Below are 26,935 nucleotides of genomic sequence, written 5' to 3'. Positions count from 1 at the left end.
TTATTGAAGCAGCAGAAGCAAGTTCTGGATTTTGTGGAGCAGTAGGTGCTGGAGCAGCAACAGGTGTTACAGTTGTTCTATCAATCAAAAAATGCTAATAGGGGGCTTTGAAATTGAATACAAATGAAAAAAAAGATACAACATTGTCAGTGACAGGTCCATCATTTGAAGAATTAACAATGGAAGAAATGGCATCAATTCAAGGATGTGGAGATGTAAAACCTGAAACAACTCCAGTGTGTGTAGCGGGCTTTACCATTGGATTAGGTGGAGGCAGTATTGTATCAGCAATTTATTGCTAAAAATCTTAATGTACCCGGTTAAGCCGGGTACGTTTCTTATAAGTTTATATATAAAGGAGAGGTTTTTATCAATATATTGACTTCCTTATTACATATGATAGGAATATTAAGTAAATCATTTTCATTATTTTTTATAAGTATTATATTGAGTATTATTATACACGAATTAGGACATGTGTTTTTTGGATTTTTAGTAAGGCGGCGCGTTATTTGGTTTGCTGTAGGCCCGCTAATAATTTTTCGGAACGGAAATTTTAAATTACAATGGAAAAACAAATATTTTTTTGGTGCAACATTATTATATGGTCAAACAATTAAAAATCAATCAGTTTATCAAAAGGAAAGAATTAGAACCTCTTTCTGTTTTTTGGGAGGGCCATTATTAAGTTTGCTTTCCGGTTTCATCTTTTTTTATTACTATGTACAAAATAACAATAATCATATTTTTTTGTTATTTTTAGCTTTAGTCTCGTGTTTAATAGGAGTAGTAACACTATTTCTATCAGACGGACTGTACGCGGCACAATTATTAAGTAGTAATTTGTTTTCTTGTATTTATTTTTTGCATTTAGAGTTGAATTCTCATAAAACAACGAAGCAATTTGACTTTCTATTAAGTAATTTAGAGAATGAATTACAAAAAGTCCAACCAAACTCAATTAATAATATAAGCAATAAAAGTTTACAGGCATTGTATTCTTATTTATATTGTGCTCAATTGAATTTTAATATTTACAACAGGCGTAAAATTCATTTTTTTCAAGAAATATTAAAAGAAATAGAAAGCCAAGGACTCTGCAAAATTAAAAGTAAACAAAAAAGGTCTCTATTGAGTGCGATTATTTATATAGAAGAAATTAATTTAATTTTAGAAAATAACACTATGGCAGCTGAGAGCTTATATTCAAAGCTGCATTCAAGTGATCATAATAAGGTTAGCGAATTAAAACGTTTAGCATTAATTAAAGGAAATGATGAAGCGTATAAAAAGTATATAAAAATATTAAATGCAGATATTTTTAATAGAGATACATTGTTTATTATAAGTGAAGAACAATTTGTTTTGAGGGGGAGAAAATATGTTGAGGAATAGTGTAGATAATTTGGATTTTTCACTAACAACTAGGATAAAAGAACGGATAGAATATAGAAAAGATAATTCGTCCCCTTCGTTTTGTAACGGAGAATTAAATGAATTAAAAGCATGGAAAAATAGAAAGAGTCTTATAAGTGATGAAACATTTAATTTGAAATTGAAGTATGAAAAAATATCAGAAGAAGCATTTAATTTAGGAATATCCAAACTACAAAATGATGACAAGAAAAAAATTTTAGAAATAGTTAAAGAAAAAGAATGGTTTAAGAATTTTGAAGATATAATGAGTTGTCTTCGAGAAGTTGAATTAAAGAGTAAAGCTACTGATTTTACATATGCCGTTAGAGCTTTTTTGTTTTGGGCAAAAGATCAATTTGAAAAAAAACTAGATAGTGATAACTTGATGTCGTCCTCTGCAATTGAAATGTTATTAGAAGATCTTAATACAGAATTGCTTAATATTGCTGGGAAAACATTGGTTAGAGACTTACATCTCTTTAAAAACAAAGGTTCTTTAATGGGAGAAAATTCGAGTGAAAGATTTTGTTCATACTTAAATATAAGATTTAAATACATTAATGACATGGTCGGTTTTTTTAGAGAATACCCAACCCTCGCAAAGTTGTTGACAATAAGAACAATGTTTTTTGTTAATAATTTAAATGAATTCTTATCACGTTATCTTGATGAACTAAGTTTAATTAAAGAAGTGTTTGGACATCATAACAATAAAAATGAAATAACATCAATTAAGATGAGTGCCGGAGATTCTCATGATAATGGGCGAACAGTTATACTTTTTGAATTAGATAATAAACTAAGGCTTGTTTATAAACCGAAAGATCTACAAGTTGTAAAAACATATTATCAATTTTTACAATGGATTAATAAAAAAAATAGAAGTTTCAATTTTTATATACCCAAACAAATAATAAAGGATAAATATGCGTTCGAGGAATACATACAATACAAGGATTGTTCAAATATCGATGAAATTAAAAGTTTTTATAAAAGATTTGGACATTTAATAGGAATAACTCATTTTTTGTGTGGGAATGACTTTCATTATGAAAATGTAATAGCTTTTGGAGGCTTTCCAATTATTATTGATCTTGAAACCCTTTTTCAACATGTACCTTCACTGAAAATGGGAGACGACGCTTATACCTCATTAAAGTTTGAACATGTTAACTCAGTTAATTATACTGGGCTGGTTCCTTTTACTGCATATGATGAGAGGGCTAATAATAAAAAGGGAGTAGAATTAAGCGCTTTAAGTGGTGATGAACAAATTGCGCCATTTAAAGTATTGAAAGTTGCCAATGAAAATAGTGATGAAATGGTATTTAAATATCAAGATTTAATCATTAATGGAGCTAACAACATTCCAAAAATAAATGGTGAAAAGGCTGATTTCAAAAAATTTATTCCTTATATCTTTGACGGATTTAAGGAAATAAGCAACTTTTTTATGGAGAATAAAAAAGAATTGATTACTGATGGCGGAATGTTAGAAGGTTTTAAAGGCAAGAAGGTACGTAATGTACTTAAGAGTACACAACGATATGTTGATATGTTGAGCTTTTCTTACCACCCTAATTGTACTAAAGATTACATTGAAAGAGAAAAACTATTTGAAAATTTATGGGCTTATCCTCACTCTAATAAAGAAGTCATATTATATGAGATAGAGGATATGTGTAAAGGCGATGTTCCTGTCTTTTATAATATTGTGAACTCAAAAGATATAATAACAAGTAATGGTACTATAATTAAGGATTATTATGATAAAACTGCTTATGATAGAGTAATTGAAAGAATAAGGTCGCTTAATGAAGAAGAAATAGAAAAGCAATTGTCATATATGAAAGTTTCTTTTGGAATGTATACAAATAAATCATACAGATTGAATTTAAATTTAACTGACTTAAAAGAACGGGTTAATGTAAAAGATATAATAATAGACAAAGATTTTCTTCTTAATGAAGCCCTTAATATAGCAGATCAATTAACAAAGGAAATGTATGTTTCAGAAGATGATGAAACTGTTTCATGGAGTGACGTTAATCTTGATCAAAAAGGTACTTGGTCTATCGGACCGATAAATGCTGATCTATATGATGGGTTATCTGGTTTACTCCTGTTTTACTCATCTCTTTACAAAGTGACGGCTGATCCTAAACTCAGAGATGTTTATCTAAAAATAGAGAATTCAATTTATCATCAAGTTGTAAATAAAAATGAGCTCAGTTCATTCGCTGGTAGAGGAGCATTATTATACCCATTAACCATATTAATGCTAAACACAGGTTATTCTAGTTATCAAAAAAAGATCAATGGCATAGTGAAATATTTGGAACAAAATATTGAAAATTGTGTACAACATGATTGGATTGGCGGATACGCGGGAATATTAAAAAATCTTGTTAACATATATAAAATTACTAAGGATTTAAATGTTAAACATTTTGCTGAAGAACTAGGGGAGAGAATAGACCTAAACACTGTTAATTTAGGTGGTTTTGCCCATGGATTTGCGGGGGTAGCAAGTTCATTATTTGCACTCTCGGATATTTCGGAAAAGAAAACGTTTTTTGATAAGGCAGTAAAATCTTTAGAAAAAGATCAATCTTATTTTGATTCGAGTAAATCTGGTTGGAAAGATAAAAGATTTAATAATGAACAAATATCTCATAAATGGTGTCATGGATCAACAGGAATTGGAATTAATCGAATCAACTCATTAAAATATTTAGAAAATAACAATACCCTTAAAAAGGAAATTGATATTTGTTATGATAATTTAACGAGACACACAAAAAACGATGATTGCTTATGTCACGGCAATTTTGGCGACATTGAATTTCTTTTGAGCTATTTTTTATTAACAAAGGATAGAAATATATATAATTCATTGATATATAAGCTAAGAAATGTTCTTGAAAATAAATATAAATATGGGGATTATCTTGTACGATCAATACCTTGCTTTAGAAGTGTAGGGCTATTCACAGGTATTTCAGGTATTGGCTATGAATTTTTGCGACTGTATAACCCGGAAGAAATTCCCAGCTTGTTACATTTCGATATTTAAAATTCTAAAGGGCTAAATATTTAGTCCTTGATTTGATTAGAAAGGAAAAAACAGTTTGAGGAATAAAAGATTAAAGTTTATTGAGCAAATGGAGCATAGTGAATGTGGATTAGCATGTATCACAATGATTTTAAATTATTATAGGAAGAATATTGAATTAGGGGAAGTTCGCGATCGATATGGGGTTCCAAAAGGGGGGAACACACTTCAACAATTACAACACATCCTTAGCGACTACGGTATTAAAACTAAAGGAATACGTGTCAAGGATTTGGATGTATTGAGGAATTTTAATACCCCCTGTATATGTCTCTGGGAAAATAAACACTTTATTGTATTAGAGAAAATTTCAAAAAAAAACGCCTATGTTGCGGATCCTGCAACCGGAAAAAAGAAAATTGAACTCGCAAACTTTATAAAAGGTTTTTCTAAAGTAATATTACTCCCAACAGAAGTTCTAAAAACTGAGGTGGAAGCCAAGAAAAAACATGAAAATGTTTTATTTAAAATTGTATTTTCTCAAAAAAAGTTTATTTTTTTCACTCTGATTTGTACAGTTTTTATCCAGGTATTTGGATTATTTATTCCGATTCTAACCCAAACCTTAATAGACAATAACGATTATCTGAGATTTAATAATAACTTTGCATTTCAGACATTTATTCTCCTTGGGATTTTATTGTTGAGTTACTATTGCTTTCAAGTTATTAGATCTCTTTTAATTGCGAATTTCCAAAAGAACTTTGATATTCATTTAATGACAAAATTTATTTCAAAACTTATTTCTTTGCCAATGAATTTTTTTGTAAACAGATCGACAGGAGATCTTATATTCCGTTCAAATTTAAGCGTGTATATTCGTCAAATACTAACTCAAAGAGTAACATCTCTTATAATCGATTCTATTTTTATTTTTGTTTATCTATTTTTAATTTTTCAATACTCAATCTTTCTTTCATTCATTATAATCTTAACCACTGTTGTAATCGTTTTTACAGCTATTTTGAATGCGATAGTGATAAAAAAAATAACAGACAAAGAATTACTAGAACAATCTAGAGTTCAAAAAATAGTAACTGAGTTAATAGAAAATATGGAAACCATAAAAATATCAGGAGCAGGAGAATATTTTTATCAAGAATGGTTTAAGCACTTTCAAAAACAAGTAATATACGAAAAGGATAAAGGCAGGATCAGTGCATTTCTTGGCAATTTGTCAACATCATTACAATTTATCTTAAATCTCTTGCTTGTTTGTATCGGAATTATGGAAATTCAAAAAGGAACACTAACAATAGGACAGCTAATAGGGATTACAGCTGTAACCCCTTCATTTATGAATCCAGTAGTTTCAATCGCTGGTTTCTATACTGAATTCTTAGTTCTCAAATCCTATTTTTATAAAATTCAGGAAGTAATTAACTCAAAATCAGAAAAAAATCTAGAAGTTAAAACTAATATAGATAAAATTTACGAATTAGAGTTAAAAAATGTTGGTTTTAAATATAGTGAATTTGAAGAATTAACGCTTAATAGAATTAATCTAAAAGTTTTTAATAATGAAAAGGTAGCTATTGTTGGGAGAAGTGGATCGGGAAAAAGTACACTAATAAAATTATTGTCTGGATTATATTATCCTAGTTATGGTGAGTTTTTGGTAAACGGAAAAAATTTCACAACATTAAATCCTAAGGATTATCGAAAAAAAATAGGAATAGTTAATCAACATCCGAGTATTTTCAATAATACAATCAAAGATAATATTGTATTAAATAATTTTGAAACCGAAGATATGAATTTCCTCTTTGAAGTTGTTTTCGATTCTGGAGTTGATGAAATTATTCAACATCTCCCTTTAGGTTTGAATACAGAAGTTTCTGAAAACGGTTCAAACCTTTCAGGTGGCCAAAAGCAAAGGATTGCTTTAGCAAGAGCCTTATTCAAAAAACCATCTTTTATCTTGATGGACGAGCCCACGAGTGCACTAGATAATATATCGGAAAAAAAAATAATGGACAATATTCTAAAGTCAAATTTAGGTTGTATTGTTGCAGCTCATAGACTTCATACTATCAAAGAATTTGACAGGATAATTGTGATGGAGAAAGGAGAAATAGTTGAGGAAGGTAATCATTATTTTTTAATGAAGCAAAAAGGTTACTATTATAATCTTTATAAAAATAATCAAAGATGATATTGTGGTGATAAAAAGAAATGGAGGTATCTAAATGAAAAAGCTGTTATATTTGTTGGTTTTTATACTAGGCTTCATTTTGACTGCATATCTAACTAATATACTTATTTGAATACATACAAAGAAGGTGTGGCGAACTAATGAAAAAGTATATACTAGGGTTGTTTTTTGTAGTTATAGGACTTTTTTATTCTCACAACAATATTTTGGCGGATAGTACAGATAATGTTAGCGATTGGAGAACGATCATATTAAATCAGAACGAAAAATATAATGAAGTTTATAGATTAATAGAACAAAATAATGTAGAACAAATTGAAGGTGTAAAGGAAATTGGTCTTATTTCTTATAAAGGTCCATCACTTTCAACTCTTCATTTAACAAATAAGCTTTCAAAAACAATTGAAGAAGAAGGGCATTTAAATAAAACGAAGGTAGAGGCATCTACGAAAGATCAATCCCAGTTAGGCTTAAATTCTCCGGCGTTTCAAAAAAACAACTGGTATTTGAGGGATATTACAAAGGATTTTGAATCATATAAATTAGCGAAAATTGATCCAAAGGTTAAGGTAGCACTTATTGATAGTGGAGTAGATGTTAATCATCCATATCTACAAAATAATTTAGATTTACAAAAGGCTAAGTCTTTTGTTGACAATGATTCCGACATATCAGATGATTTTGGACATGGTACCTTAGTTGCTGGTGTAATGGAAGGAATAGCTCCTGATATTTCAATAGTTCCCTACAAAGTCATTGGCAAGGTAGATGGAGACTCTTTGTGGACAATCCAGGCTATTATTCAGGCTGTTAAGGACGGCAATAAAGTTATTAATCTTAGCTTAGGTACATATAAAAGTAAAAATGATAAAGATGATAAGGTTACTATAAAAGCTTATGAAAGAGCTATAAATTATGCCAAAAAGTCAAATGTAGTTGTCGTAGCTTCCTCTGGAAATGACGGGCTGGATTTGGACAGGCTAAGGAAAGAAAAGAATAACTATCATTTACCTGGAGGTATGAACAAAGTTATTACAGTAGGAGGAGTATTGAGCAATGATGAATTAGCACCTTATTCTAACTACGGAAAAAAAGTAGACTTTGTTGCTCCTGTTGGATATCTTGGGAATAATTATGATGAGACATCTCAAATTGATATTAGAGACATGATCATCACTTCTTACCCGACTTATCTACAAAAACCTATCTTAGATCAAATAGCAGAAATACAAGACGGTTATACTTTAACTTATGGAACAAGTTTAGCTGCTCCTCAAGTTAGTGCTGCGAGTGCCCTAATTATATCAAAATACAAAAATATAACAGGTGAATATCCTAAAGCAAACAAAGTAAAGTTCTTTTTAAAAAAAGGTTCTATTTATTTAGGTAAGAAGGAAAAATATAAAATTCAAAAAATTAATGTCTATAATACCCTTAAACGTATAAAATAATTACATGAAGCTTTCGTTTGGCGACAGTTAGCAATGTAGTTTATTTAGGGGATTTACAGGTTTGAAAAAGCATTAAGGTAGAATAGATTGGTAGGTCGGTTTCTAAGGCTGTCGAGATTTTCTCGGTAGCCTTTCCTATTTTCCTCATTTTATAATAAAGAAAAGTCTTCAAAAAGGATAGTGTCTGCATATGTACCACACAAGGAATTCTTCCCGGAACGACGCTGGATTGGTACTGCTCGACAAACTTATCGAAGAGGATCACCTGCTACGTAAAATTGACAAGTACATTGATTTCTCTTTTATCATTGTAATGGTTAAACCTTACTATTGAGAAAATAAAGGTCGCCTCTTGCTTGATCCGCTGATTTTGTGCAAAATGATGTTTATCGGGTAGCTCTATGGTATCCGTTCAGAAAGACAGATCGACAAAGAAACTTACTATAATAGGTCTATAGTTGGTTTCTAGGATTAACATTCACGATCGAGTTCCACACCATTCCACAACCAGCTCGAATAGATGCACACGCTTTAATAACACAAACATCTTCCAAGACATTTTTGATGAGAGCGTACTTCAAGCAATCAATCATGATGGTGGGCGGACGTGTCTTATTCACCGACTCTACCAAGCATAAGTACACGAAAAAAAGATTGAACAGGATACAAAAATCTATATAAAGGGCTTGGATGAAGCCGTCCAAGAAGCACACGGAAAAAAGTCTTTAAAAGCCAGAGAGGGGGTGAAAAAGAAATTTGCCACCGTAACTGATCCCGTAAGTTGCTATCTTTACCATGAAAACAAACCTGAAGGGATTTTTCTATTTGCCGAACAACTGACATGAAATATAATATCATCACCGATGCCTTTGTAACGCCCGATAATGGTCCATGATTCTGCGCCTTACCTTGATCGATTAGATCATCAAATCGCACGATTTGGTTTTCAAGCAGAATCTGTGCCTCTTAATTCAGGCTATTTGACAACTCTAATCTGTAAAGGGTTATCCGATCGCAATATCTTCGGCGTGATCGCCCATAGACGCTTTCATCCCACAAGATGATTGTTTCAAAAGTGGGGGTTTCAATATGACTGTGGAAAAGATCGGTACATATGTCCGAACAGACAGAACACCCCAATGCTCAACGACCGATCGATAAGGCTACATATTCTATAAATCAAATCCTGCAAAGTGCGCCTCATACCCTCTGCATTTAAACTGTACACCATCGAAGAACCGCTAGAAGGTCGTTTCGAGACACATAGGGGAGGGCAATAAAGAAAAGGTCAGTCAAAATCGTTTGTATAAATTTGGGGAAACCCTCTGTGAAAGAAAAAATAGAGCGAAGCTTTGCAGATTCAAAACAGCTGCATGGGCTTCGCTACTGTCGGTTGAGGGGAAAACGAAATGTGAAAGAACAAGTTCTTCCCGCAGCCACTTGCCAGAATTTGATGAAGATTGCCACATACTTAGCCAAGCTTGACTAGGGTGTGGGAGGACTTTTTCTCTTTTCAAAACATGAAAAAGGACGGGAAAACAAATGAATAAAAAAAGCTTGCATGAAAGGGACTGACCCCCGTTTTTGAGACAGGGATCAAAACACCTTTATACAGCCAATTGCCGATAATTTACCGGTGATTGGTTGTTTAGTTTCGTTTGAATACGAATGTTGTTATAATAATAAATGTATTCTTTGACAGTCCGTTCTACGATGGTGGTCGTAGTTCGATCAATGCTGTTGAGATAGAGCGTTTCAGACTTTAGTGAGGAATGAAACGATTCGATGGAGGCTTTATCAGCGGGCGTCCCTTTGCGGGACATGCTCATGGTAATGCCTTTTATATTAACAGCTTTCTGATACTAGTAAGATGTATAAACTGAACCTTGATCGCTATGTAACACGCAGTTCTGAGGCAGTGTTGGCAACTGATCAAGTGTATGTAAAACAAAGTCTGTGTCCTGCTTATCCCCAATCGTAGAAGCAATCACTTCTCCATTGTATAAATCCAATATACTGGAAAGGTACAATTGTTTTTGTCCAGTTTTTCAAGAGGACGGTCAGACTGAAAGTCCCGATCCAGTATATTATCGACCACGGCATAGGGCTGCCCATTCTTCTTACACTTTTTCACTTTAACTCGACACTGCCACTGGTTTTTCTGGATGATACGTTGAACAGTTTTACGGTTAATACGCATTCTCTTTTTTAGTATGGCTGTAATTTTCCAATATCCATATCGATACTTGTGCTCTCGGTACAACGTGCCGATTTGTTTTTCTAATCGCCTCTTAGAATTATTCTTAGTCAGATCCTTTTTCCAACTATAATACGAACCGCGTGAGATACCTAAATGGACACAAATGTCCTGTACCGTCATCGTTTGGCGCAACTCTTCTACCAGTTCGATTGACGTTTCCTTATCAACTTCCTTTCCAATTCGTTGTACTTTTTTAAAACTTCATTCTGTTGTATCAGATAGCGATTTCTCTAATTCGGAAGAATACTCGGGACCCTTTCCATAAATATATTGTTTTCCAACAGGTTGTTCGAACCGGTGTGTATCCCCAGCCTTATACCACCTGACCCATGTCTGCACCTGTGTCTTATTCTTGATATTTAATTCCTGCATCATCTCTTTCATAGGTTCGCCTGCAATCTCATTTCTACAGCCTTCCGTTTGACTTCAACCGGATAACTCACTCTTGTCCCCATAGAAAAAACACCTCCACGTCTTATTTCGATAACAACTATCCGTTTTCAAACTTGAAGGTGTTTTTTATTTGTCTCATCTTATGGGGTCAGTCCCGAAAAAACTTGTTTTTTTCTACAAGCTGAGGCTGTCGAGATGCCTGAAGCTGCTGAAAATCAACAGCAGCCTTTCGAGCATCATGCCGGATCTTTCATATCCCATTTGACGGTCAATACAACTTTTCCGGCTCTTTTTTTGACTTGTTCATATGATTCGGCAATATGCTCGTTCATCAGCTGGATTTGTTCGGCGATAAACCCGGCTTCAAGCTGAAAGCAGGGTTCTTTTTGAAATTTGAGACGATTGGAGACCAGCGGGCCTTCAAGTTCAAATTCAAGTTCCTGTTTTTTTGAATGAACCATCGTGAGCGTTCCCCATCCTGCATCATGAAAAAACGCAGGGATGTCTTCCCATGATTCCAGCGGAAACTTCCGGGCGAGGTTTTTCCCGGCCCAATACATCATGTCGGCATAGTCTTGTCCCAGCATATCCGGAAGAACCACTTCCCTGATTAATTCATAGGCATATGCGGAGACTTCCAGCTCTTTTAATTGCGCTAAGTTTGCTTCATATTTGTTCATATCCAATGTCTCCCCTCTTTCCTTCGTTTATTATAGCTTAAATGGGGGGGAAGATTACAGCGCGGACATGCAATTTCAAAAGAAAAAAATCTGATATATTTATATTTTAATAAAATAAAAATTTCTGAAATTTCGTGAGATGTTAGAAAATTTCAATTTATGTACGCGTTTTCTTGACGCTTTTTTCTCATAGGAGTAAAATGAAATTGTCATAAAAACTTAACAAAGTGCGATATTTGAAACAGGACGGGGGATAGGAGACCTTTCAATTTTACTGCACTTATCAACTAGGGGGTAAAGCAATGGCCGGGAACAGAGAGTTTGTGTATCGAAGACTGCATTCTTTGCTTGGCGTCATACCGGTGGGCATATTTCTCATCCAGCATTTGGTTGTCAATCACTTTGCGGCAAGCGGAGAAGAGGCGTTTAACAACGCCGCTCATTTTATGGAGAACCTGCCGTTCAGGTACGCGTTGGAAATCTTCGTGATTTTCCTTCCGCTGATTTATCATGCTGTTTATGGTGTATACATAGCGTTTACGGCGAAAAATAATGCGAACAGATTCGGCTACTTTAGAAACTGGATGTTTATTCTGCAGCGGGTAACAGGAATCATCACCTTAATTTTTGTCAGCTGGCATGTCTGGCAAACGCGGATTGCCGCCCAAATGGGGGCAGAGGTAAACTTTGACATGATGGCTGATATTCTGAGCTCCCCGATCATGCTCGGCTTTTACATTGTAGGTGTCCTCTCAACGATCTTCCACTTTTCAAACGGTTTATGGTCGTTTGCTGTCACTTGGGGAATTACGGTTTCTCCGCGTTCACAGCGAATTTCCACGTTTGTGACAATGGGAGTCTTTGTTGTGCTGTCCTATGTAGGGCTGAGAGCGATTTTGGCATTTGTGTAAAAGAACTAGATTACTAGAGGGAGTGGGGCTGGCATGAGCAACTCAAGCATTATCGTCGTCGGCGGAGGACTTGCGGGTCTGATGGCGACCATTAAAGCTGCGGAAGCAGGAACAAGTGTAAAACTATTTTCAATCGTTCCGGTGAAACGGTCGCATTCAGTATGTGCGCAGGGCGGAATCAACGGAGCGGTTAATACGAAAGGTGAAGGAGACTCCCCTTGGGAGCATTTTGACGATACGGTTTACGGCGGGGACTTTTTGGCAAACCAGCCGCCGGTAAAAGCGATGTGCGAGGCTGCGCCATCGATCATTCATCTGCTCGACCGCATGGGGGTCATGTTCAACAGGACACCGGAAGGGCTGCTCGATTTCCGCCGCTTCGGAGGAACGCAGCATCACAGAACGGCGTATGCCGGGGCAACGACAGGTCAGCAGCTTCTTTATGCGCTTGATGAGCAGGTCCGCCGCTTTGAAGTTGCGGGGCTTGTTTCCAAATATGAAGGCTGGGAATTTCTTGGCGCCGTACTTGATGATGATCGGAAGTGCCGCGGCATCGTCGCGCAAAATTTGACGACAATGGAAATTGAATCGTTCCGTTCGGACGCCGTCATCATGGCGACCGGCGGACCGGGAATCATCTTCGGAAAATCGACGAACTCCATGATCAATACAGGATCAGCGGCTTCAATCGTCTACCAGCAGGGCGCATATTATGCGAACGGTGAATTCATCCAAATCCACCCGACGGCCATCCCGGGTGATGACAAGCTGAGGCTGATGAGTGAATCGGCGCGTGGCGAAGGCGGCCGGGTCTGGACCTATAAAGACGGGAAACCTTGGTACTTTCTTGAGGAAAAATATCCGGCATACGGAAACCTTGTCCCGCGTGATATCGCGACTCGCGAAATTTTCGATGTCTGCGTCAGACAGAAGCTCGGAATCAACGGCGAAAACATGGTGTATCTCGATCTTTCTCATAAAGATCCGAAAGAGCTTGATATCAAGCTTGGCGGCATTATTGAAATCTATGAAAAATTCATGGGGGACGACCCCCGCAAGCTGCCGATGAAAATTTTCCCTGCGGTTCACTACTCAATGGGCGGACTTTGGGTCAACTACGACCAAATGACAAACATTCCGGGGCTGTTTGCCGCAGGCGAATGCGATTACTCCATGCACGGCGGAAACCGTCTTGGCGCGAATTCGCTCTTGTCCGCGATCTACGGCGGAATGGTGGCCGGGCCTAAAGCCGTTGAATACATTCAAGGGCTTGAAACATCCGCAGAGGACTTATCTTCGTCTCTCTATGATTCATACATCAGAAAAGAAGAAGAAAAATGGGCGGACGTTATGAAGATGGACGGCAATGAAAATGCTTATGTGCTTCATAAAGAGCTCGGCGAATGGATGACTGACAATGTGACGGTCGTCCGCTACAATGACAAGCTTCTGCAAACGGATGAAAAAATCCAGGAGCTCATGGAACGCTACAGCAGCATCAATATCAATGATACGGCGAAATGGAGCAACCAAGGAGCGGTATTCACGCGTCAGCTGCGGAACATGCTGCAGCTCGCAAGGGTGATCACACTCGGCGCATACAACCGGGACGAAAGCCGCGGCGCCCATTATAAACCGGATTTCCCTGAACGAAATGATGAGGAATGGCTGAAAACGACAATGGCGAAACATGCAGGCGATTTTGAAGCCCCGAAATTCCATTATGAGGATGTCGATGTTTCATTAATCGCACCGCGTAAACGGGATTACTCGAAGAAAAAGGTGGCGAAATCATGAGTGAAAATCAGACAATCAAGTTTATCATCACTCGTCAGGATACAGCGGAGTCCAGTCCTTACCAGGAAGAGTTTGAAATTGCTTACCGTCCAAACATGAACGTCATTTCTGCATTAATGGAAATCAGAAGAAATCCGGTCAATGCAAAAGGAGAAAAAACGACGCCGATTGCCTGGGATATGAACTGTCTGGAAGAAGTGTGCGGCGCATGTTCCATGGTCATTAACGGAAAACCGAGACAATCGTGCACAGCGCTGATCGACCAGCTCGAACAGCCGATCCGCCTTGAGCCGATGAAAACATTTCCGGTTGTTCGCGATCTTCAGGTAGACAGGAGCCGGATGTTTGATTCCTTAAAGAAAGTCAAAGCTTGGGTGCCGATCGATGGCACATATGATCTGGGGCCGGGGCCGAGAATGCCGGAAAAAAGACGGCAGTGGGCTTACGAGCTGTCAAAATGCATGACATGCGGCGTCTGTCTTGAAGCTTGTCCAAACGTCAATGACAAATCAAGCTTCATGGGACCTGCACCGCTTTCGCAAGTTCGCCTGTTCAACGCCCATCCGACCGGAGCGATGAACAAATCTGAACGGCTTGAAGCGATCATGGGTGACGGCGGCCTTGCCAATTGCGGAAATTCGCAAAACTGTGTGCAGGCATGTCCGAAAGGAATTCCTTTGACGACGTCAATCGCCGCACTAAACAGGGATACCACCGTACAGGCGTTTAAAAACTTCTTCGGAAGCGACAACACGGAATAATGAAACGCACCTCTTCAGTTTTGAAGAGGTGTTTTCATGAAAAAAAGGGGATGGAACCAATGAAATTGCCTGCATATATTGAGGGGTCATTCGCCGAATGGCGGCAGTCGTTTTCTTTTTTTGAGGAGGTGTCTGTCCGCTTTTCGGAAACGGATATGTTCGGGCACATGAATAATGTGACCCCGTTCATATATTTTGAAGAAGCGAGAATTTCTTATTTTAAACATCTTCAAACGATGGATCATCTGGCTGATTCAGAAAGCCGGACGATTCCGGTCGTGGCCAGCCAGCAGTGCGACTATCACATGCAAGTCATGCTCCATGAAAACTTAAAAATCGGCGTCAAAACGGCAGCTGTCGGAACATCCTCGCTTACGCTCCATTACTTGGCGGAAAACAAGGCGGGTACTCCCTGTTTTACAGGAACAGCCGTCATGGTCCAGATTGCGAAAAATACGGGGAAACCCGAAAGCTGGACGGAAGATCAAAGACTGAAATTATTAGGCACATTTCCTGAGAAATAATCATGAGGGGAGAAGAGACATGAAAAAAGCAATAGTGATCGGGGCGAGTTCCGGGATCGGGAGAGAGCTGGCCAAACAGCTGTCAGAGAACGGGGTTGTGCTGGGGCTTGCTGCCAGGCGTGAAGAGCTGCTCACCAAATTGCGGAATGAACTGCCTAACCTTTCACATATCAAAAAGATTGACGTAGCTGATGTTGAACAAGCGAATATGCTGTTAAAAGAACTGATTCGTGAGCTGGGGCAGGTGGATGCGGTTTTCATTTGTTCAGGCGTCGGATATACCGAAAGCGGGATCGACTGGCACAAACAAAAAGAAACGATTGATGTGAATGTGTCAGGGTTTGCCGCTTGTTCAAACGTTTTTCTGGAGCATTTCTTACACAATGGGCGCGGCCATTTGATCGCCCTCTCATCTGTTGCCGCATTAAGAGCAAGCGGATCAGCCGTCGCCTATAGCGCTTCAAAAGCTTTCGTTTCACATTATGTAAAGGGACTGAGGCGAAAAGTGAAAAGCGCAGGAGCTGACATTGCGATCACTGAAATTCAGCCAGGCTTTGTCAACACGGCGCTTGCAAAAGCGGAAAACCTGTTTTGGGCAGCTTCTCCGGAGAAGGCCGCCGCCCAGATTCTCAAGGCTGTTCAAAAAAAGAAAAAACACGCTTATATTACAAAAAGATGGCGGATGATCGCATGGATCTTGAAATGCCTTCCTTAAAAGCCTGCCTGAAACGTCAGGGAGACGCGGTTTGCCGCCGAAGCACCCTTTTTCAAAACACAAAAAATAGGTGTTAGCGGTTACCTTTTCTCCTTCAGAAACGTCACCGACCTCGGGTATGTTTCATATGATATCACGACTATATCGAAACCCATTCGTTTCAGATCAGCTCTCACCTTAGCAAGGAGGGTTACAATACTTGAAGGAGAAAGAGTTTCAATCAAAGCCGCTGCTAACAAAAAGAGAAAGAGAAGTGTTCGAATTGCTCGTTCAAGACAAGACAACAAAGGAAATCGCAAGCGAGCTCTTTATAAGTGAAAAAACTGTTCGTAATCACATTTCCAATGCCATGCAAAAATTGGGTGTGAAAGGCCGTTCGCAAGCTGTTGTTGAACTTCTTCGAATGGGTGAGCTAGAGCTCTAAATTGCGCCGGTATTCCTTCTTGGATAAAGAAGGGAACCGGTTGTTTTATTTTTCCTGGAACCTGTATATTATGTTGAAGCCTTGCAATTTTTGTAGAAAAGAAGGAAAATAGACTCGGGTGTTGTGTATGAAAAACAACGAGTTGAGCGAGGTTGAGCACATGAATTCGAATGCTTCTTTGAACCATATAGCGGATATTGAAAAATCACTCCGCCATATTGCGGGCATCATCAAACAAAAAGGAAGAGAAATTCTTACCCAATATACGATTACACCCCCGCAGTTCGTCGGCTTGCAGTGGCTGTATGAATACGGGGATATGACGATCGGCGAATTATCTCAGAAAATGTATCTGGCGTGCAGCACGACGACAGATTTGATTGACCGGATGGAGAAGAGCAGCCTTGTGGAACGGGTGAAAGACCCGTCAGACAGGCGGGTCGTCCGCATTCACCTTTTACCGGAAGGGGAGCGGATCATTCAAGAGGTCATCCAAAAAAGACAGGATTATCTGGAAAACATGTTAGAGGCGTTTTCTGAAGAAGAAACAGCCGCATTTGAAAAATTGTTAATTAAACTTCAGCAGGAAATGAATAGAAAATGAGGCGATTTTGTTGGATCAACCGATAGGAGTCATTGATTCGGGAGTCGGCGGTTTAACCGTGGCAAAAGAAATCATGAGGCAGCTGCCAAAAGAAAAAATCATTTATCTTGGGGATACAAAAAGGTGTCCCTACGGTCCGCGCGACAGAAAAGAAGTTCTTTCATTTACATGGGAAATGACAAACTACCTGTTATCCCGTCATCATATTAAAATGCTCGTGATCGCCTGCAATACGGCAACCGCCATCGCATTGGAAGACATCAGCCGGACAGTCGGCATACCCGTCATCGGAGTGGTGCAGCCGGGTGCGAGAACAGCCATCAAGGTGACGGAAAATCAGCGGATCGGCGTCATCGGGACGGAAAATACGATCAGAAGCGGAGCTTATGAAGAAGCGCTGCTCTCATTAAACAGCGATCTGACGGTGGAAAACCTGGCTTGTCCGATGTTTGTTCCGTTTGTGGAAAGCGGGAAATTTTTGGACGAAACGGCTGATGAGATTGTCAGATCTTCGCTTTATCCGCTGAGGGATTCCTCCATTGATACGCTGATTTTGGGATGTACGCATTATCCCATTTTAAAAGAGCCGATTCAGCGCTACATGGGCGAGCGCGTCAATATCATTTCTTCAGGGGATGAGACGGCCAGAGAGGTCAGCACGATTTTATCCTACAACGGTTTATTAAATAAAGCACAGCTGCCTCCTGAACATCAATTTTTAACAACAGGAGACCGCGACCGTTTTAAAAAAATCGCAAACGATTGGTTTGGCTATGAAGTGAACAATGTGGAAACCATTTCACTTCAAGAAACCCCTGTAAAGTAGCAGATGCAAGCCGGAATATACCGGCTGTCAGGCTGTCGAGATCATCTCGACAGCTTTTTTCAATATTGGATAGAACGCGGCAAGCGGAACATTCCCGGCGTTTACTGTTCTGGTTTACTATCTTTTGGGGTGTTTTTCCAACAATGGATAGATTATAATTGTGATAGCAATCTATTTTAAATAGAAAAGAGAGCTGAATATGAGAATATTGTATTTTATTGTTTCAATCGCTATTTTGGCTTCTGGTGTTATCGCTTTTGCTTATAATCAGACAGGAGCAAAAGAAGCAGAACAAGCAGAACAAGCAAACTGCTTATACGTTTCTCCAGATGGAAATGATCAAAATGACGGAACGAAAGAAAAGCCGTTTCGCACACTGGCACATGCCGCAAATCAGGCTGTTGCCGGCACAACCGTGCTGATTCGGGAAGGTACGTATAAAGAGACACTCGATGTGAAGCACAGCGGTACGGACAAAAAGCCGATCGTATTTCGAAACTATGAGAATGAAAAAGTCGTGATCAGCGGAGAATCAGTTGCGGACGCAGAATATGAAACACCGCTCATTCATATTCACAATAAACATGACATAACAATCAGCGGTTTAACAATTCAGGATCTGTCTGTTTCATCTGAAGAAGCAACCGCCATGGGAATTTATGTATCAGGCTCCAGCAGTCATATAACCATTAAGAACAATCACGTCCGGGATATAAAAACAACAGCGGATGACGGCAATGCCCACGGAATTGCCGTCTATGGAACGGGCAGCATGAAAGACATTAAGATCGAGGACAATACGGTTGAAAAACTGACACTCGGAGCGAGTGAAGCGGTTGTGCTAAACGGAAATATTGACGGTTTCACGATCAGCGGCAATGTGGTCCGTGACAATAACAACATCGGTATTGACCTTATCGGTTATGAAGGAACTGCGGATCAAAGCGATTTTGTGCGCAACGGTGCAGTAGAAAACAATACGGTTTATCATAACTCGACTTACGGAAATCCTGCATATGGAGATGATTACTCAGCAGGCGGAATATATGTCGATGGAGGACAAAATATTGACATTAAGAAAAACACAGTCTACGGCAACGATATCGGCATTGAAGCAACGTCTGAACATAAAGGGAAATATGCCGATGATATTCAGATAACCGGCAACACAGTGTATGAGAACGCTTATACCGGTATTTCAATCGGCGGATACGATAAAAAGCGGGGAGGCACCAGCCATTCTGTCATTGCTCACAACATTATGTTCCGCAATGATACAAAGGGACTGGATGGCGGACAGCTGCTGCTCCAGTATGATACAAAACATAACAACATCGAAAAGAACATATTGACGGCAAGTGATTCGCGAATATTTATCGCCAACGAATTTACCGAAAATGAAGGGAATATAGTGAATCATAACGTGTACCATAAGGAAGCCGGCAAAGATGGCTTATGGATTTGGAAAAAGGATGAATACGACGTGTTTTCATCATATCAAAAGGCAGCAAAACAAGATCAAGAGTCCATTTACGCCGATCCGATGTATCGTGACGAGAAGTCTTATGACTTTACATTAGATCCAAATTCACCAGCTCGATCTGTCATTGAGTGAAGCATTTTTGAAAAAAACAGCGTTTTATCCGTTAAAAGGGTAAAATGCTGTTTTTTTATCTTTCGCCAAACTTGCCGCAAGGAGTCTTTCCTCCTGAAATGAATTTTTAAAAAGCGGTCTAATTCAAAAACGGGCTCGTATACATAGTAGTACAAACAGTCTTAGGAGGGAAAAGTATGCCGAAAATAGGAATAAAAGGACTTGCGGTGTCTGTGACAGCCTCCGTGCTGCTTCTGTCCGGATGCGGTCTATTTCAGTCGGATCAAGCCTCAGAGGAAATCGATCCGCCGCAGGATATCAAATATGTGAAAGAGGAGAAGGAACAGGACCAGACAGATAAGACAGAAGAAAAAACGGACGACAAAGGCGGAAAAACCACCGGTGAACATAAAGCGGAGCAAAATGGGGATACGGTCATGAGAGAGCTTTATCTGATTGATAAAAACGGGTATGTAACCGCTCAGACGCTTCCGCTGCCAAAACAGGAAGGGACGGCCAAGCAAGCCCTTGAATATCTTGTTGAAGGAGGGCCTGTCTCAAACATCCTTCCAAATGGATTCAGAGCCGTGCTCCCGGCAGACACGACGGTAAATGTCGACATCAAAGAAGATGGCACGGCCATTGCCGATTTTTCAAATGAATTTAAAAATTATAAGGCTGAAGATGAACAAAAAATCGTCCAGGCCATCACATGGACTTTAACTCAATTTAACTCTATTGATAAAGTAAAAATCCGGATGAACGGTCACGATTTAAAAGAGATGCCTGTAAACGGCACACCGCTTTCAGAGAATCTGGGCCGCGAGGACGGCATTAATCTGGAAACATCCGGTGTGACGGATATAACGGCCACACAGCCTGTCACCGTCTATTATTTGGCCGAGGCTGATCAAGGCACCTATTATGTCCCTGTCACAAAGCGCTCATCAGACAAAAAATCGGATCAAGTGACGGCGGCGATTGAAGAACTGACGGAAGGGCCGAGCAAAAAAAGCGGACTGTTAACTGATTTTCAGGGAGACGTGAAGCTTGAAAGCAAACCGAAAATCGAGGACGGCCATGTCACGCTTGATTTCAATGAAGCCATCTACGGAAGCGCGGACGGGGAAAAGAAAGTGATTTCAGATGAAGTGTTAAACAGCATCGTCTTGACAGTAACCGAGCTGCCGGACATTAAAAGCGTATCGGTAACGGTAAACGGCAAAGCCGAACTAGTCAATGAAAAAGGCGAAAAGCTGTCAAAACCGGTTTCAAGACCGAGCCGGGTGAACACAGGTAGTTTTTAGACATAGGTTTTTGATATACTATAAAAAAAGAGGTGGGCGTTTAAAGCTGCCTCTTTCTTTATTCAGCTGTCCAAGCGCTTTTGTAAGCGGAATAATATGAAATGTTTATGTACATACAATCGGAGGTAAAACATGAGATACGATGGAAGACAAAATGATGAATTACGCCCTGTAGCAATGGAGCTTGACTTCATTACCCATCCGGAAGGGTCGGTTCTGATTACAGTCGGCTCGACAAAGGTGATTTGCAACGCGTCAATAGAAGACCGCGTCCCGCCTTTTTTGCGCGGGGAAGGGAAAGGCTGGATTACGGCAGAGTACAGCATGCTGCCCCGGGCGACGAATCAGAGGACGATCAGGGAATCGTCAAAAGGAAAAATTTCCGGACGTACGATGGAAATCCAGAGGCTGATCGGACGAGCCCTGCGGGCGGTTGTTGATTTGGAGAAGCTGGGTGAACGGACGGTCTGGATCGATTGCGACGTGATTCAGGCGGACGGCGGAACGAGAACCGCATCAATCACCGGGGCATTCACCGCGATGGCGCTTGCCGTCGGGCGTCTTGTCGAGAATGGCACGCTGAAAACGATGCCGATCACTGACTTTTTGGCGGCCACTTCAGTTGGAATTGACAAGGAGCAAGGACTCATCCTCGATTTAAACTATCAGGAAGACTCAAATGCAGAAGTAGATATGAATGTCGTCATGACTGGGAAAGGCCGCTTTGTCGAGCTTCAGGGAACCGGAGAGGAAGCGACGTTTTCCAAAAACGAACTGAACGGGCTGTTGGAGCTCGCCGAAAAAGGAATTTCTGAACTGATTGAAAAACAAAAAGAAGTGCTCGGCGATGCTGCTGCGGCCATTCATCAATAAAAATGTATAGAAAGGCTTGATCGGAATGAAAGAAGTCATCATTGCCACAAAAAACGAAGGAAAAGTCAAGGAATTCAAAGAAATGCTCGCCCCAAGAGGCTATGATGTCAAATCTTTGCTGGACATCGGCTATACGGCTGACATTGAAGAAACCGGACAGACCTTTGAAGAGAACGCGATCATTAAAGCGGAAACCATAGCAAAAGAGACCGGAAAAATGGTGATTGCCGATGATTCCGGGCTTTCCGTCGACTACCTCGGCGGCCGTCCCGGGGTATACTCCGCCCGCTATGCCGGAGAAGAAAAAAACGACCTCGCCAACTTGCAAAAGCTCTTACAAGAGCTTGAAGGCGTCGAAAAAGAAGACCGTACGGCAAGGTTCAGATGTGCGCTGGCTTTAAGCATTCCGGGGCAGGAAACGAAAACAGTCGAAGGCGCTGTAGAAGGATTTATCACGGAAGAACCGGCGGGCACGAACGGATTTGGCTATGATCCGGTTTTTCTCGTCAAAGACAAGGATAAAACAATGGCTCAGCTCTCAAGCAGCGAAAAAAATAAGATCAGCCACAGGGCGGATGCGCTGAAAAAACTGTCCGCATTATTGGATTGACACCGAGAGGAGGAGCCTGAATGAAGGTGCTGATTGTCAGCGACAGCCACGGTCTTGAAGATGAACTGCAAGCCATCGCAAAACGGCATGAGAAGGATACCGATCTCCACATCCACTGCGGAGATTCCGAGCTTGATCCTGCTCATCCGGCGCTCGCTTCCTACTTGACGGTAAAAGGAAACTGCGACTTCTACGGACAATTCAAAGATGAAATCGTCGTCCCGGTCGGCTCAAGAAAACTGTTTTTGACGCACGGACATTTACACGGCATTAAGCAGTCGCTGTTAAATGTGTATTACAGGGCGGAAGAACTCGGAGCCGATATCATCTGCTTCGGCCACTCCCACATCGCGGGAAGCGAGCTGATGGACGGAAAGCTGCTGATTAATCCCGGCAGCATCCGTCTTCCCCGGGTGCGGAGAGAAAAAACTTATGCTATACTAAACATTGACAATGACAACGCAGAAGTCCGTTTCTACGATACGTCAGGACAGGAAGTAGAAAGCTTAACAAATCATTACAAATTGCCATGATATTCACGAGGAAGAATTTTTTCTTCCTCGTGATGAAAAAAATTCTAAAAAAATGTTGACTTATAGGCGTAATACGCATATAATAAATCTTGTCGCTGATAGTTAAAGCGAACGAAACAACAACATCATGTCCCAGTAGCTCAGCTGGATAGAGCAACGGCCTTCTAAGCCGTCGGTCGGGAGTTCGAATCTCTCCTGGGACGTCACTGAAAAAAGCCTCAAACTACTTGGTATACAAGGGTTTGAGGCTTTTTTCTTTGCTTGGAACATGCGTTCTATTTTGGGGTTGAAAATGTGTTTTGAGAGCGGATTTAAATTTTCGAATTTCCGTCCGCTGTTCTGTCATCAAAAAAACTGTCAAAATGTGCGGCTGATTTTTGGTCAGCTTCCTCGATTACATGAGCATAAATTGACATTGTGGTGTCCATTTTGTATGTCCTAATCTTTCTTGAATAACCTTCGCGTGCACTCCTTTGTTTATCAAATGAGTAGCAGAGCTGTGTCTTAGAGAATGAAACCGGATATGCTTAATGTTTTGTTTTTTAGTAAACCGTCTCCACCACTGGCTGATTGAGTCTGGTCGGATGGGTTTTCCTACCTCATTTCCAAAAAGGAATAAATAATCTCCCCATTCCCATTGAGAACCGGCCTGAAACTTTTCTTGTTTCCTAATGTGAATCAACTTCTTAAGTAAAATCGCCATAGATTTCGGGATTGAAATATGCCGGGTTCGTTCGGTTTTCGTTGAGTCGTTAACAACAATGCACAGCTATGAATCTTAGAATCTTCTTTTCTTATACACTTTATTCAAACGGTCAAATTGTCCGAAAATACATATCCGGCGGTGAAATGAAGGACGAACTTGTCAGCCGAATACCGGAAAGCAGAGTGAAGAAGAGCGACATTGAAAAAGCTTTTGATTGGGTTAAAGCACGGCTGAAGAATTATCCGGTGGTTATGCTGGTTACAGAGCGATAACAGGTGTCGACCTAGTCACAGGTGAAAAACTATCTGTCACTGATCGTATCCTGTCCGGGGTTTCTGTCATACCAGCGACCAGGTAGTTAAGATAGGGAAATATGTTTTTAAAGCGAGGCGCGAAGACGGCTACTTTAAAAGGATATGAAGATGTCATCGTTTTGGACAATGGCGATCGAGACGCGAAAAAAGTTGAATTATTGTACGCTTCCCCGTGACTTATGCTAACCAATAATGGAGAAACAGAGGTAAAAGTCAAAAATCTTGTGGTTACTCATTTCTTGTAAGAAATAAACCAGCACCGTAAAAAACGGTGTTTTTATTTTGTTTAAAGGAGGAAATAATTTGGAGACACTTTATAAAGGTTTAATTGCGGTTCCGGCAGGCATTGCCGGATTTCCTTTTGGCGGGTGGAGCGTTCTTTAGACGATTTTATCTGTTCTGGTCATTATCGATTATGCAAGCGGTCTGGCTGCAGCCGGAGTAAATGGGGAGATGAAAAGCAAAGTTGGATATATCGGCATCACTCGAAAGGTCTTTATTTTTGTGATTATTGTTACTGTCGCCCATATGATCGATTTATTGCTGATTGAAAATGGCATTGAAATGGGCTTTTTGGTTATGACTGTGGCCATTGTTTTTTATTGCATTAATGAATTGATCTCTATTACTGAAAATGCGGGGAAAATGGGCGTTTATGTTCCGGAGGCGATCACTAAGGCAATTGAGGTTTTAAAACAACAAAATAAATCAAAATGAGGGTGCCGACAGGCAGCCTTTTAATTTTTTAAATTGAAGTAAGTAAATAATCCCCCCTAAAAGGGGGGATAAATATTTATTAATCTCTGTTTAGAACTTTAATTATCGTATCAACCATTTGCTTTATTTGCTTTTGATTTAGATTTCTCATTCCATGTTCTCTTATAAAATTATTGGCTGCATTCCATTGCTCTTTATTTTTTATCTCATGAAGTTCATAAAGGAACATCTTTATATTATTATCACTTTCATCCTTTCTATAATCCTCTGCTAAATCTCTAATATCAGAGAAATCCATACTAGGATTAAAATAACATTCCAAAAAATATTTGAATTTTTCTAATGTGAATTCTTCGCTCAAACCTTCTCACCTTACTTTACAACAGGAAAACCTGTCACAATTTTATATCCATTCTCCATTGAACTATCTTTTTTAAGAATAATTCTAGAGTTCTTTAATCCATACGTTACTTGTTTTGAAGCGGAGGCTCCCTGATTTTTTGTTGAAACACCCTTACCGATTTCAAAACCGTGCTTGGTATTAATCACTAACCTAGGATTTGAATCCGGATTATTAAGCCATTCAGAAATTTCTTTTGCATGTTTTCTTATACCTTGTTGTGCTGCTTTTATTGCCGTTTTTTTGTTGGTGAAAGTTGTTGAATCAACACCTTCTTTATTAGCCCGTTTGATTAAATCCTCATTTGACTTTCCAAGATGCTTTTTAATTAAATGGCCATCGTTTTTTTCCATAACATCTAAAATGTCATTATCGAGATTTTTCCGTATACTATCGGGAGTATGGACCTTAGCTTTTGAAGCTTTTTTGGTTATCTTAGCACCTTTCTGAACCCTCGATACTTTTGCTAGTTTGTCTCCCCGACGAATCCATTTGATAACTTTAAATGGTGGCGTTAAGTTAACAGCGGCTTCGAATCGTTCAAGGAGCGAAAGTTTTTCATATGTATCAGGATCATATCCCAATGCAGCTCGTTCAAAATCACTTTCTCCAGAGAACTCCAAGGCTAATCCTGCATATTTTTCTAAATCACTTACTTCCTCATCCTCTTCAGGAGGATCGTCAACCAACTGTATGCCGACGACATATTTACCATCCATGTAGAAACAGTATTTATGTCCATTCATGAATTTGTAAACCTTTTTCAGTTTTGCTAATTCATCTTTACTCAAATTTTCAATTTCCTCATCAGTATACACTTTTTTGGGAACCTTTTGCATCGCCAATTTCTTTAAACGATCAGGATCGGCGAGGTTACTTATTTCGGCATCTTCTTTGTCTCCGACTTTTTTCAACATGACACTCATCGCTGTTTCTTGATTTCCACTCAAGTTATCCATCTCATCCGGCTTTAAAATCGTGCCTTTTTGATAACCGGTGATCTCAATTTTGGGCCCGGTATACATCTTTTCGAGCCGCGCAATGTATTTCTGCATCGTCTCAAGGTCATTTTCGGCTGTTTTGAGGGCGTTTGTCTGTTCTCTGTCAAACGTATGCAGCTTTTCAATCGTCTGATTGATGTCAGTCAAAGCTTTTCGATTCTGTTCATGAAAATCGTTGTCATTCAAATCCGGCAAATCGACAATATGGCTGACTTTCACAATTGAAGCGTTGGCTTTGGAAACTAAATGTTTCGTTGTTCGATCAGCCGCGTTCAAGCCTTGTTCCAGTTCGTATTCGAGAAAGGATTGTGAAATAAATCCGTTGTGATTCGGTTCAAGGGAATTCAGTGCATTTTTGATTTTTTTCAGCGTTGACTGATATTCCTCAATAAATGATTCATAGAACCGCAAAAAAGGAGTGTGACATTCTTCATAAAAGGAACGAATGGCATCGCCGCCTTTTCCTTTCAAAGCATCGTCAAGGGACGTGATTCCCTCTACACTTTTTTTGACGTTAGCGATTTCATCTGATTGCTTTTTTAATTGTTCCAGCGTTTGGTCAATTGCATGGTGCAACGCCTGAACGTCAAGGGTCTTCATGGCATTCTCCTCTAATACTTATGGTTACAATCAGTATAGAGTTTACCACTTTACGGAAAGGGATTGGTGAATAAATCCTGTTCATCCATGAAAATGAATCATTGGGGTTAGGTTATTGTGCCTATCATTAAATTGAAGTGTATTTGACAAAGTGATGTTCTTCAATTGAAGCAGGAGCTAGAAAGTACCGACTTTCTGATGACATTAAAGGACGGCTGTTGTAGCACCTATATATAGTGGGCCTGCCG

Annotated in this window: 24 protein-coding genes, 1 tRNA gene and 2 pseudogenes; 22 read left to right on the top strand and 5 right to left on the bottom strand. The window is 39.5% G+C overall.

Annotated features, from left to right (window positions below; genetic code table 11):
* Window positions 1-113 precede the first annotated feature (113 nt).
* From BTR1S_RS18575 to BTR1S_RS18550, 6 genes and pseudogenes are all read left to right on the top strand, one after another.
* A complete protein-coding gene (locus BTR1S_RS18575) occupies window positions 114-302 on the top strand; it encodes a mersacidin family lantibiotic (RefSeq protein ID WP_029418714.1) in 189 nt (62 codons plus the stop codon).
* A 94-nt stretch (window positions 303-396) separates the two neighbouring features.
* Complete coding sequence (locus BTR1S_RS18570) at window positions 397-1,395, top strand: site-2 protease family protein (protein WP_029418713.1); 999 nt, start codon at window positions 397-399, stop codon at window positions 1,393-1,395.
* Window positions 1,382-4,492: a type 2 lanthipeptide synthetase LanM family protein gene (locus tag BTR1S_RS18565; RefSeq protein WP_029418712.1), complete on the top strand. Its 3,111-nt coding sequence runs from the start codon at window positions 1,382-1,384 to the stop codon at window positions 4,490-4,492. Before BTR1S_RS18570 ends, BTR1S_RS18565 begins: the two co-directional genes overlap by 14 nt.
* A gap of 55 nt (window positions 4,493-4,547) precedes the next feature.
* Window positions 4,548-6,686, top strand: coding sequence for a peptidase domain-containing ABC transporter (locus tag BTR1S_RS18560; RefSeq protein WP_029418711.1), 2,139 nt, complete (start codon window positions 4,548-4,550; stop codon window positions 6,684-6,686).
* A gap of 140 nt (window positions 6,687-6,826) precedes the next feature.
* Window positions 6,827-8,137 carry a S8 family peptidase gene (locus BTR1S_RS18555; RefSeq protein ID WP_029418710.1) on the top strand — a complete coding sequence of 437 codons (1,311 nt, stop codon included), beginning with the start codon at window positions 6,827-6,829 and terminating at the stop codon, window positions 8,135-8,137.
* Window positions 8,138-8,321: 184 nt separating this feature from the next.
* Window positions 8,322-9,626: pseudogene (locus BTR1S_RS18550) on the top strand (transposase).
* Between the two features lie 118 nt (window positions 9,627-9,744).
* Here the strand turns inward: BTR1S_RS18550 and BTR1S_RS18545 are convergent.
* Both BTR1S_RS18545 and BTR1S_RS18535 read right to left on the bottom strand, forming a co-directional pair.
* A pseudogene (locus tag BTR1S_RS18545) lies at window positions 9,745-10,852 on the bottom strand (IS3 family transposase).
* Window positions 10,853-11,026: 174 nt separating this feature from the next.
* Window positions 11,027-11,470 (bottom strand): YslB family protein, encoded by a 444-nt coding sequence (locus BTR1S_RS18535; RefSeq protein WP_029418709.1) that lies wholly within the window; start codon window positions 11,468-11,470, stop codon window positions 11,027-11,029.
* Window positions 11,471-11,772: 302 nt separating this feature from the next.
* Here BTR1S_RS18535 and BTR1S_RS18530 point away from each other — a divergent pair, with 302 nt between their 5' ends.
* From BTR1S_RS18530 to BTR1S_RS18465, 14 genes are all read left to right on the top strand, one after another.
* A complete protein-coding gene (locus BTR1S_RS18530; protein WP_006637906.1) occupies window positions 11,773-12,381 on the top strand; it encodes a succinate dehydrogenase cytochrome b558 subunit in 609 nt (202 codons plus the stop codon).
* 33 nt (window positions 12,382-12,414) lie between these two features.
* Complete coding sequence (gene sdhA, locus BTR1S_RS18525; RefSeq protein WP_029418708.1) at window positions 12,415-14,178, top strand: succinate dehydrogenase flavoprotein subunit; 1,764 nt, start codon at window positions 12,415-12,417, stop codon at window positions 14,176-14,178.
* On the top strand, window positions 14,175-14,939 hold the full coding sequence (gene sdhB / locus BTR1S_RS18520; protein ID WP_006637904.1) for a succinate dehydrogenase iron-sulfur subunit: 765 nt from the start codon (window positions 14,175-14,177) through the stop codon (window positions 14,937-14,939). Before sdhA ends, sdhB begins: the two co-directional genes overlap by 4 nt.
* 59 nt (window positions 14,940-14,998) lie before the next feature.
* Window positions 14,999-15,463 (top strand): acyl-CoA thioesterase, encoded by a 465-nt coding sequence (locus BTR1S_RS18515; RefSeq protein ID WP_006637903.1) that lies wholly within the window; start codon window positions 14,999-15,001, stop codon window positions 15,461-15,463.
* A gap of 19 nt (window positions 15,464-15,482) precedes the next feature.
* A complete protein-coding gene (locus tag BTR1S_RS18510) occupies window positions 15,483-16,178 on the top strand; it encodes an SDR family NAD(P)-dependent oxidoreductase (protein ID WP_006637902.1) in 696 nt (231 codons plus the stop codon).
* Between the two features lie 199 nt (window positions 16,179-16,377).
* A complete protein-coding gene (gene gerE / locus BTR1S_RS18505; protein WP_003184172.1) occupies window positions 16,378-16,602 on the top strand; it encodes a spore germination transcription factor GerE in 225 nt (74 codons plus the stop codon).
* Between the two features lie 160 nt (window positions 16,603-16,762).
* A complete protein-coding gene (locus BTR1S_RS18500) occupies window positions 16,763-17,206 on the top strand; it encodes a MarR family winged helix-turn-helix transcriptional regulator (protein ID WP_006637901.1) in 444 nt (147 codons plus the stop codon).
* Window positions 17,207-17,213: 7 nt separating this feature from the next.
* The gene (gene racE, locus BTR1S_RS18495; RefSeq protein WP_087962508.1) at window positions 17,214-18,032 is read left to right on the top strand and encodes a glutamate racemase; all 819 of its coding nucleotides are present in this window, start codon (window positions 17,214-17,216) and stop codon (window positions 18,030-18,032) included.
* 199 nt (window positions 18,033-18,231) lie between these two features.
* The gene (locus BTR1S_RS18490; protein ID WP_006637899.1) at window positions 18,232-19,647 is read left to right on the top strand and encodes a right-handed parallel beta-helix repeat-containing protein; all 1,416 of its coding nucleotides are present in this window, start codon (window positions 18,232-18,234) and stop codon (window positions 19,645-19,647) included.
* A 176-nt stretch (window positions 19,648-19,823) separates the two neighbouring features.
* Window positions 19,824-20,933: a GerMN domain-containing protein gene (locus BTR1S_RS18485; protein WP_006637898.1), complete on the top strand. Its 1,110-nt coding sequence runs from the start codon at window positions 19,824-19,826 to the stop codon at window positions 20,931-20,933.
* Between the two features lie 132 nt (window positions 20,934-21,065).
* Window positions 21,066-21,806 carry a ribonuclease PH gene (rph, locus tag BTR1S_RS18480; RefSeq protein WP_006637897.1) on the top strand — a complete coding sequence of 247 codons (741 nt, stop codon included), beginning with the start codon at window positions 21,066-21,068 and terminating at the stop codon, window positions 21,804-21,806.
* A 16-nt stretch (window positions 21,807-21,822) separates the two neighbouring features.
* The gene (locus BTR1S_RS18475; RefSeq protein WP_167373790.1) at window positions 21,823-22,416 is read left to right on the top strand and encodes an XTP/dITP diphosphatase; all 594 of its coding nucleotides are present in this window, start codon (window positions 21,823-21,825) and stop codon (window positions 22,414-22,416) included.
* Window positions 22,417-22,436: 20 nt separating this feature from the next.
* The gene (locus BTR1S_RS18470) at window positions 22,437-22,949 is read left to right on the top strand and encodes a YfcE family phosphodiesterase (protein ID WP_006637895.1); all 513 of its coding nucleotides are present in this window, start codon (window positions 22,437-22,439) and stop codon (window positions 22,947-22,949) included.
* A 129-nt stretch (window positions 22,950-23,078) separates the two neighbouring features.
* Window positions 23,079-23,152, top strand: a tRNA-Arg gene (locus tag BTR1S_RS18465).
* 191 nt (window positions 23,153-23,343) lie between these two features.
* Here BTR1S_RS18465 and BTR1S_RS23655 read toward each other — a convergent pair.
* Window positions 23,344-23,712 (bottom strand): site-specific integrase, encoded by a 369-nt coding sequence (locus BTR1S_RS23655; protein ID WP_369692099.1) that lies wholly within the window; start codon window positions 23,710-23,712, stop codon window positions 23,344-23,346.
* 211 nt (window positions 23,713-23,923) lie between these two features.
* Between BTR1S_RS23655 and BTR1S_RS23525 the strand changes: the two genes are divergently transcribed.
* On the top strand, window positions 23,924-24,013 hold the full coding sequence (locus BTR1S_RS23525; protein WP_236835518.1) for a pre-toxin TG domain-containing protein: 90 nt from the start codon (window positions 23,924-23,926) through the stop codon (window positions 24,011-24,013).
* Between the two features lie 343 nt (window positions 24,014-24,356).
* Window positions 24,357-24,686: a phage holin family protein gene (locus BTR1S_RS18455; protein ID WP_305765070.1), complete on the top strand. Its 330-nt coding sequence runs from the start codon at window positions 24,357-24,359 to the stop codon at window positions 24,684-24,686.
* 79 nt (window positions 24,687-24,765) lie between these two features.
* On the opposite strand, the gene BTR1S_RS18450 is transcribed toward BTR1S_RS18455, so the two are convergent.
* Window positions 24,766-25,047 carry a hypothetical protein gene (locus BTR1S_RS18450; RefSeq protein WP_029418706.1) on the bottom strand — a complete coding sequence of 94 codons (282 nt, stop codon included), beginning with the start codon at window positions 25,045-25,047 and terminating at the stop codon, window positions 24,766-24,768.
* Window positions 25,048-25,058: 11 nt separating this feature from the next.
* Entirely contained in the window at window positions 25,059-26,687 is a 1,629-nt protein-coding gene (locus BTR1S_RS18445; protein WP_029418705.1) for a T7SS effector LXG polymorphic toxin, read from the bottom strand.
* Window positions 26,688-26,935 lie beyond the last annotated feature (248 nt).

Source organism: Bacillus sonorensis NBRC 101234 = KCTC 13918, assembly GCF_001592005.1.
GTDB lineage: Bacteria > Bacillota > Bacilli > Bacillales > Bacillaceae > Bacillus > Bacillus sonorensis.
The sequence above is the reverse complement of the archived record's forward strand: the minus strand, read 5'-3'. Positions and strand labels throughout refer to the sequence as shown.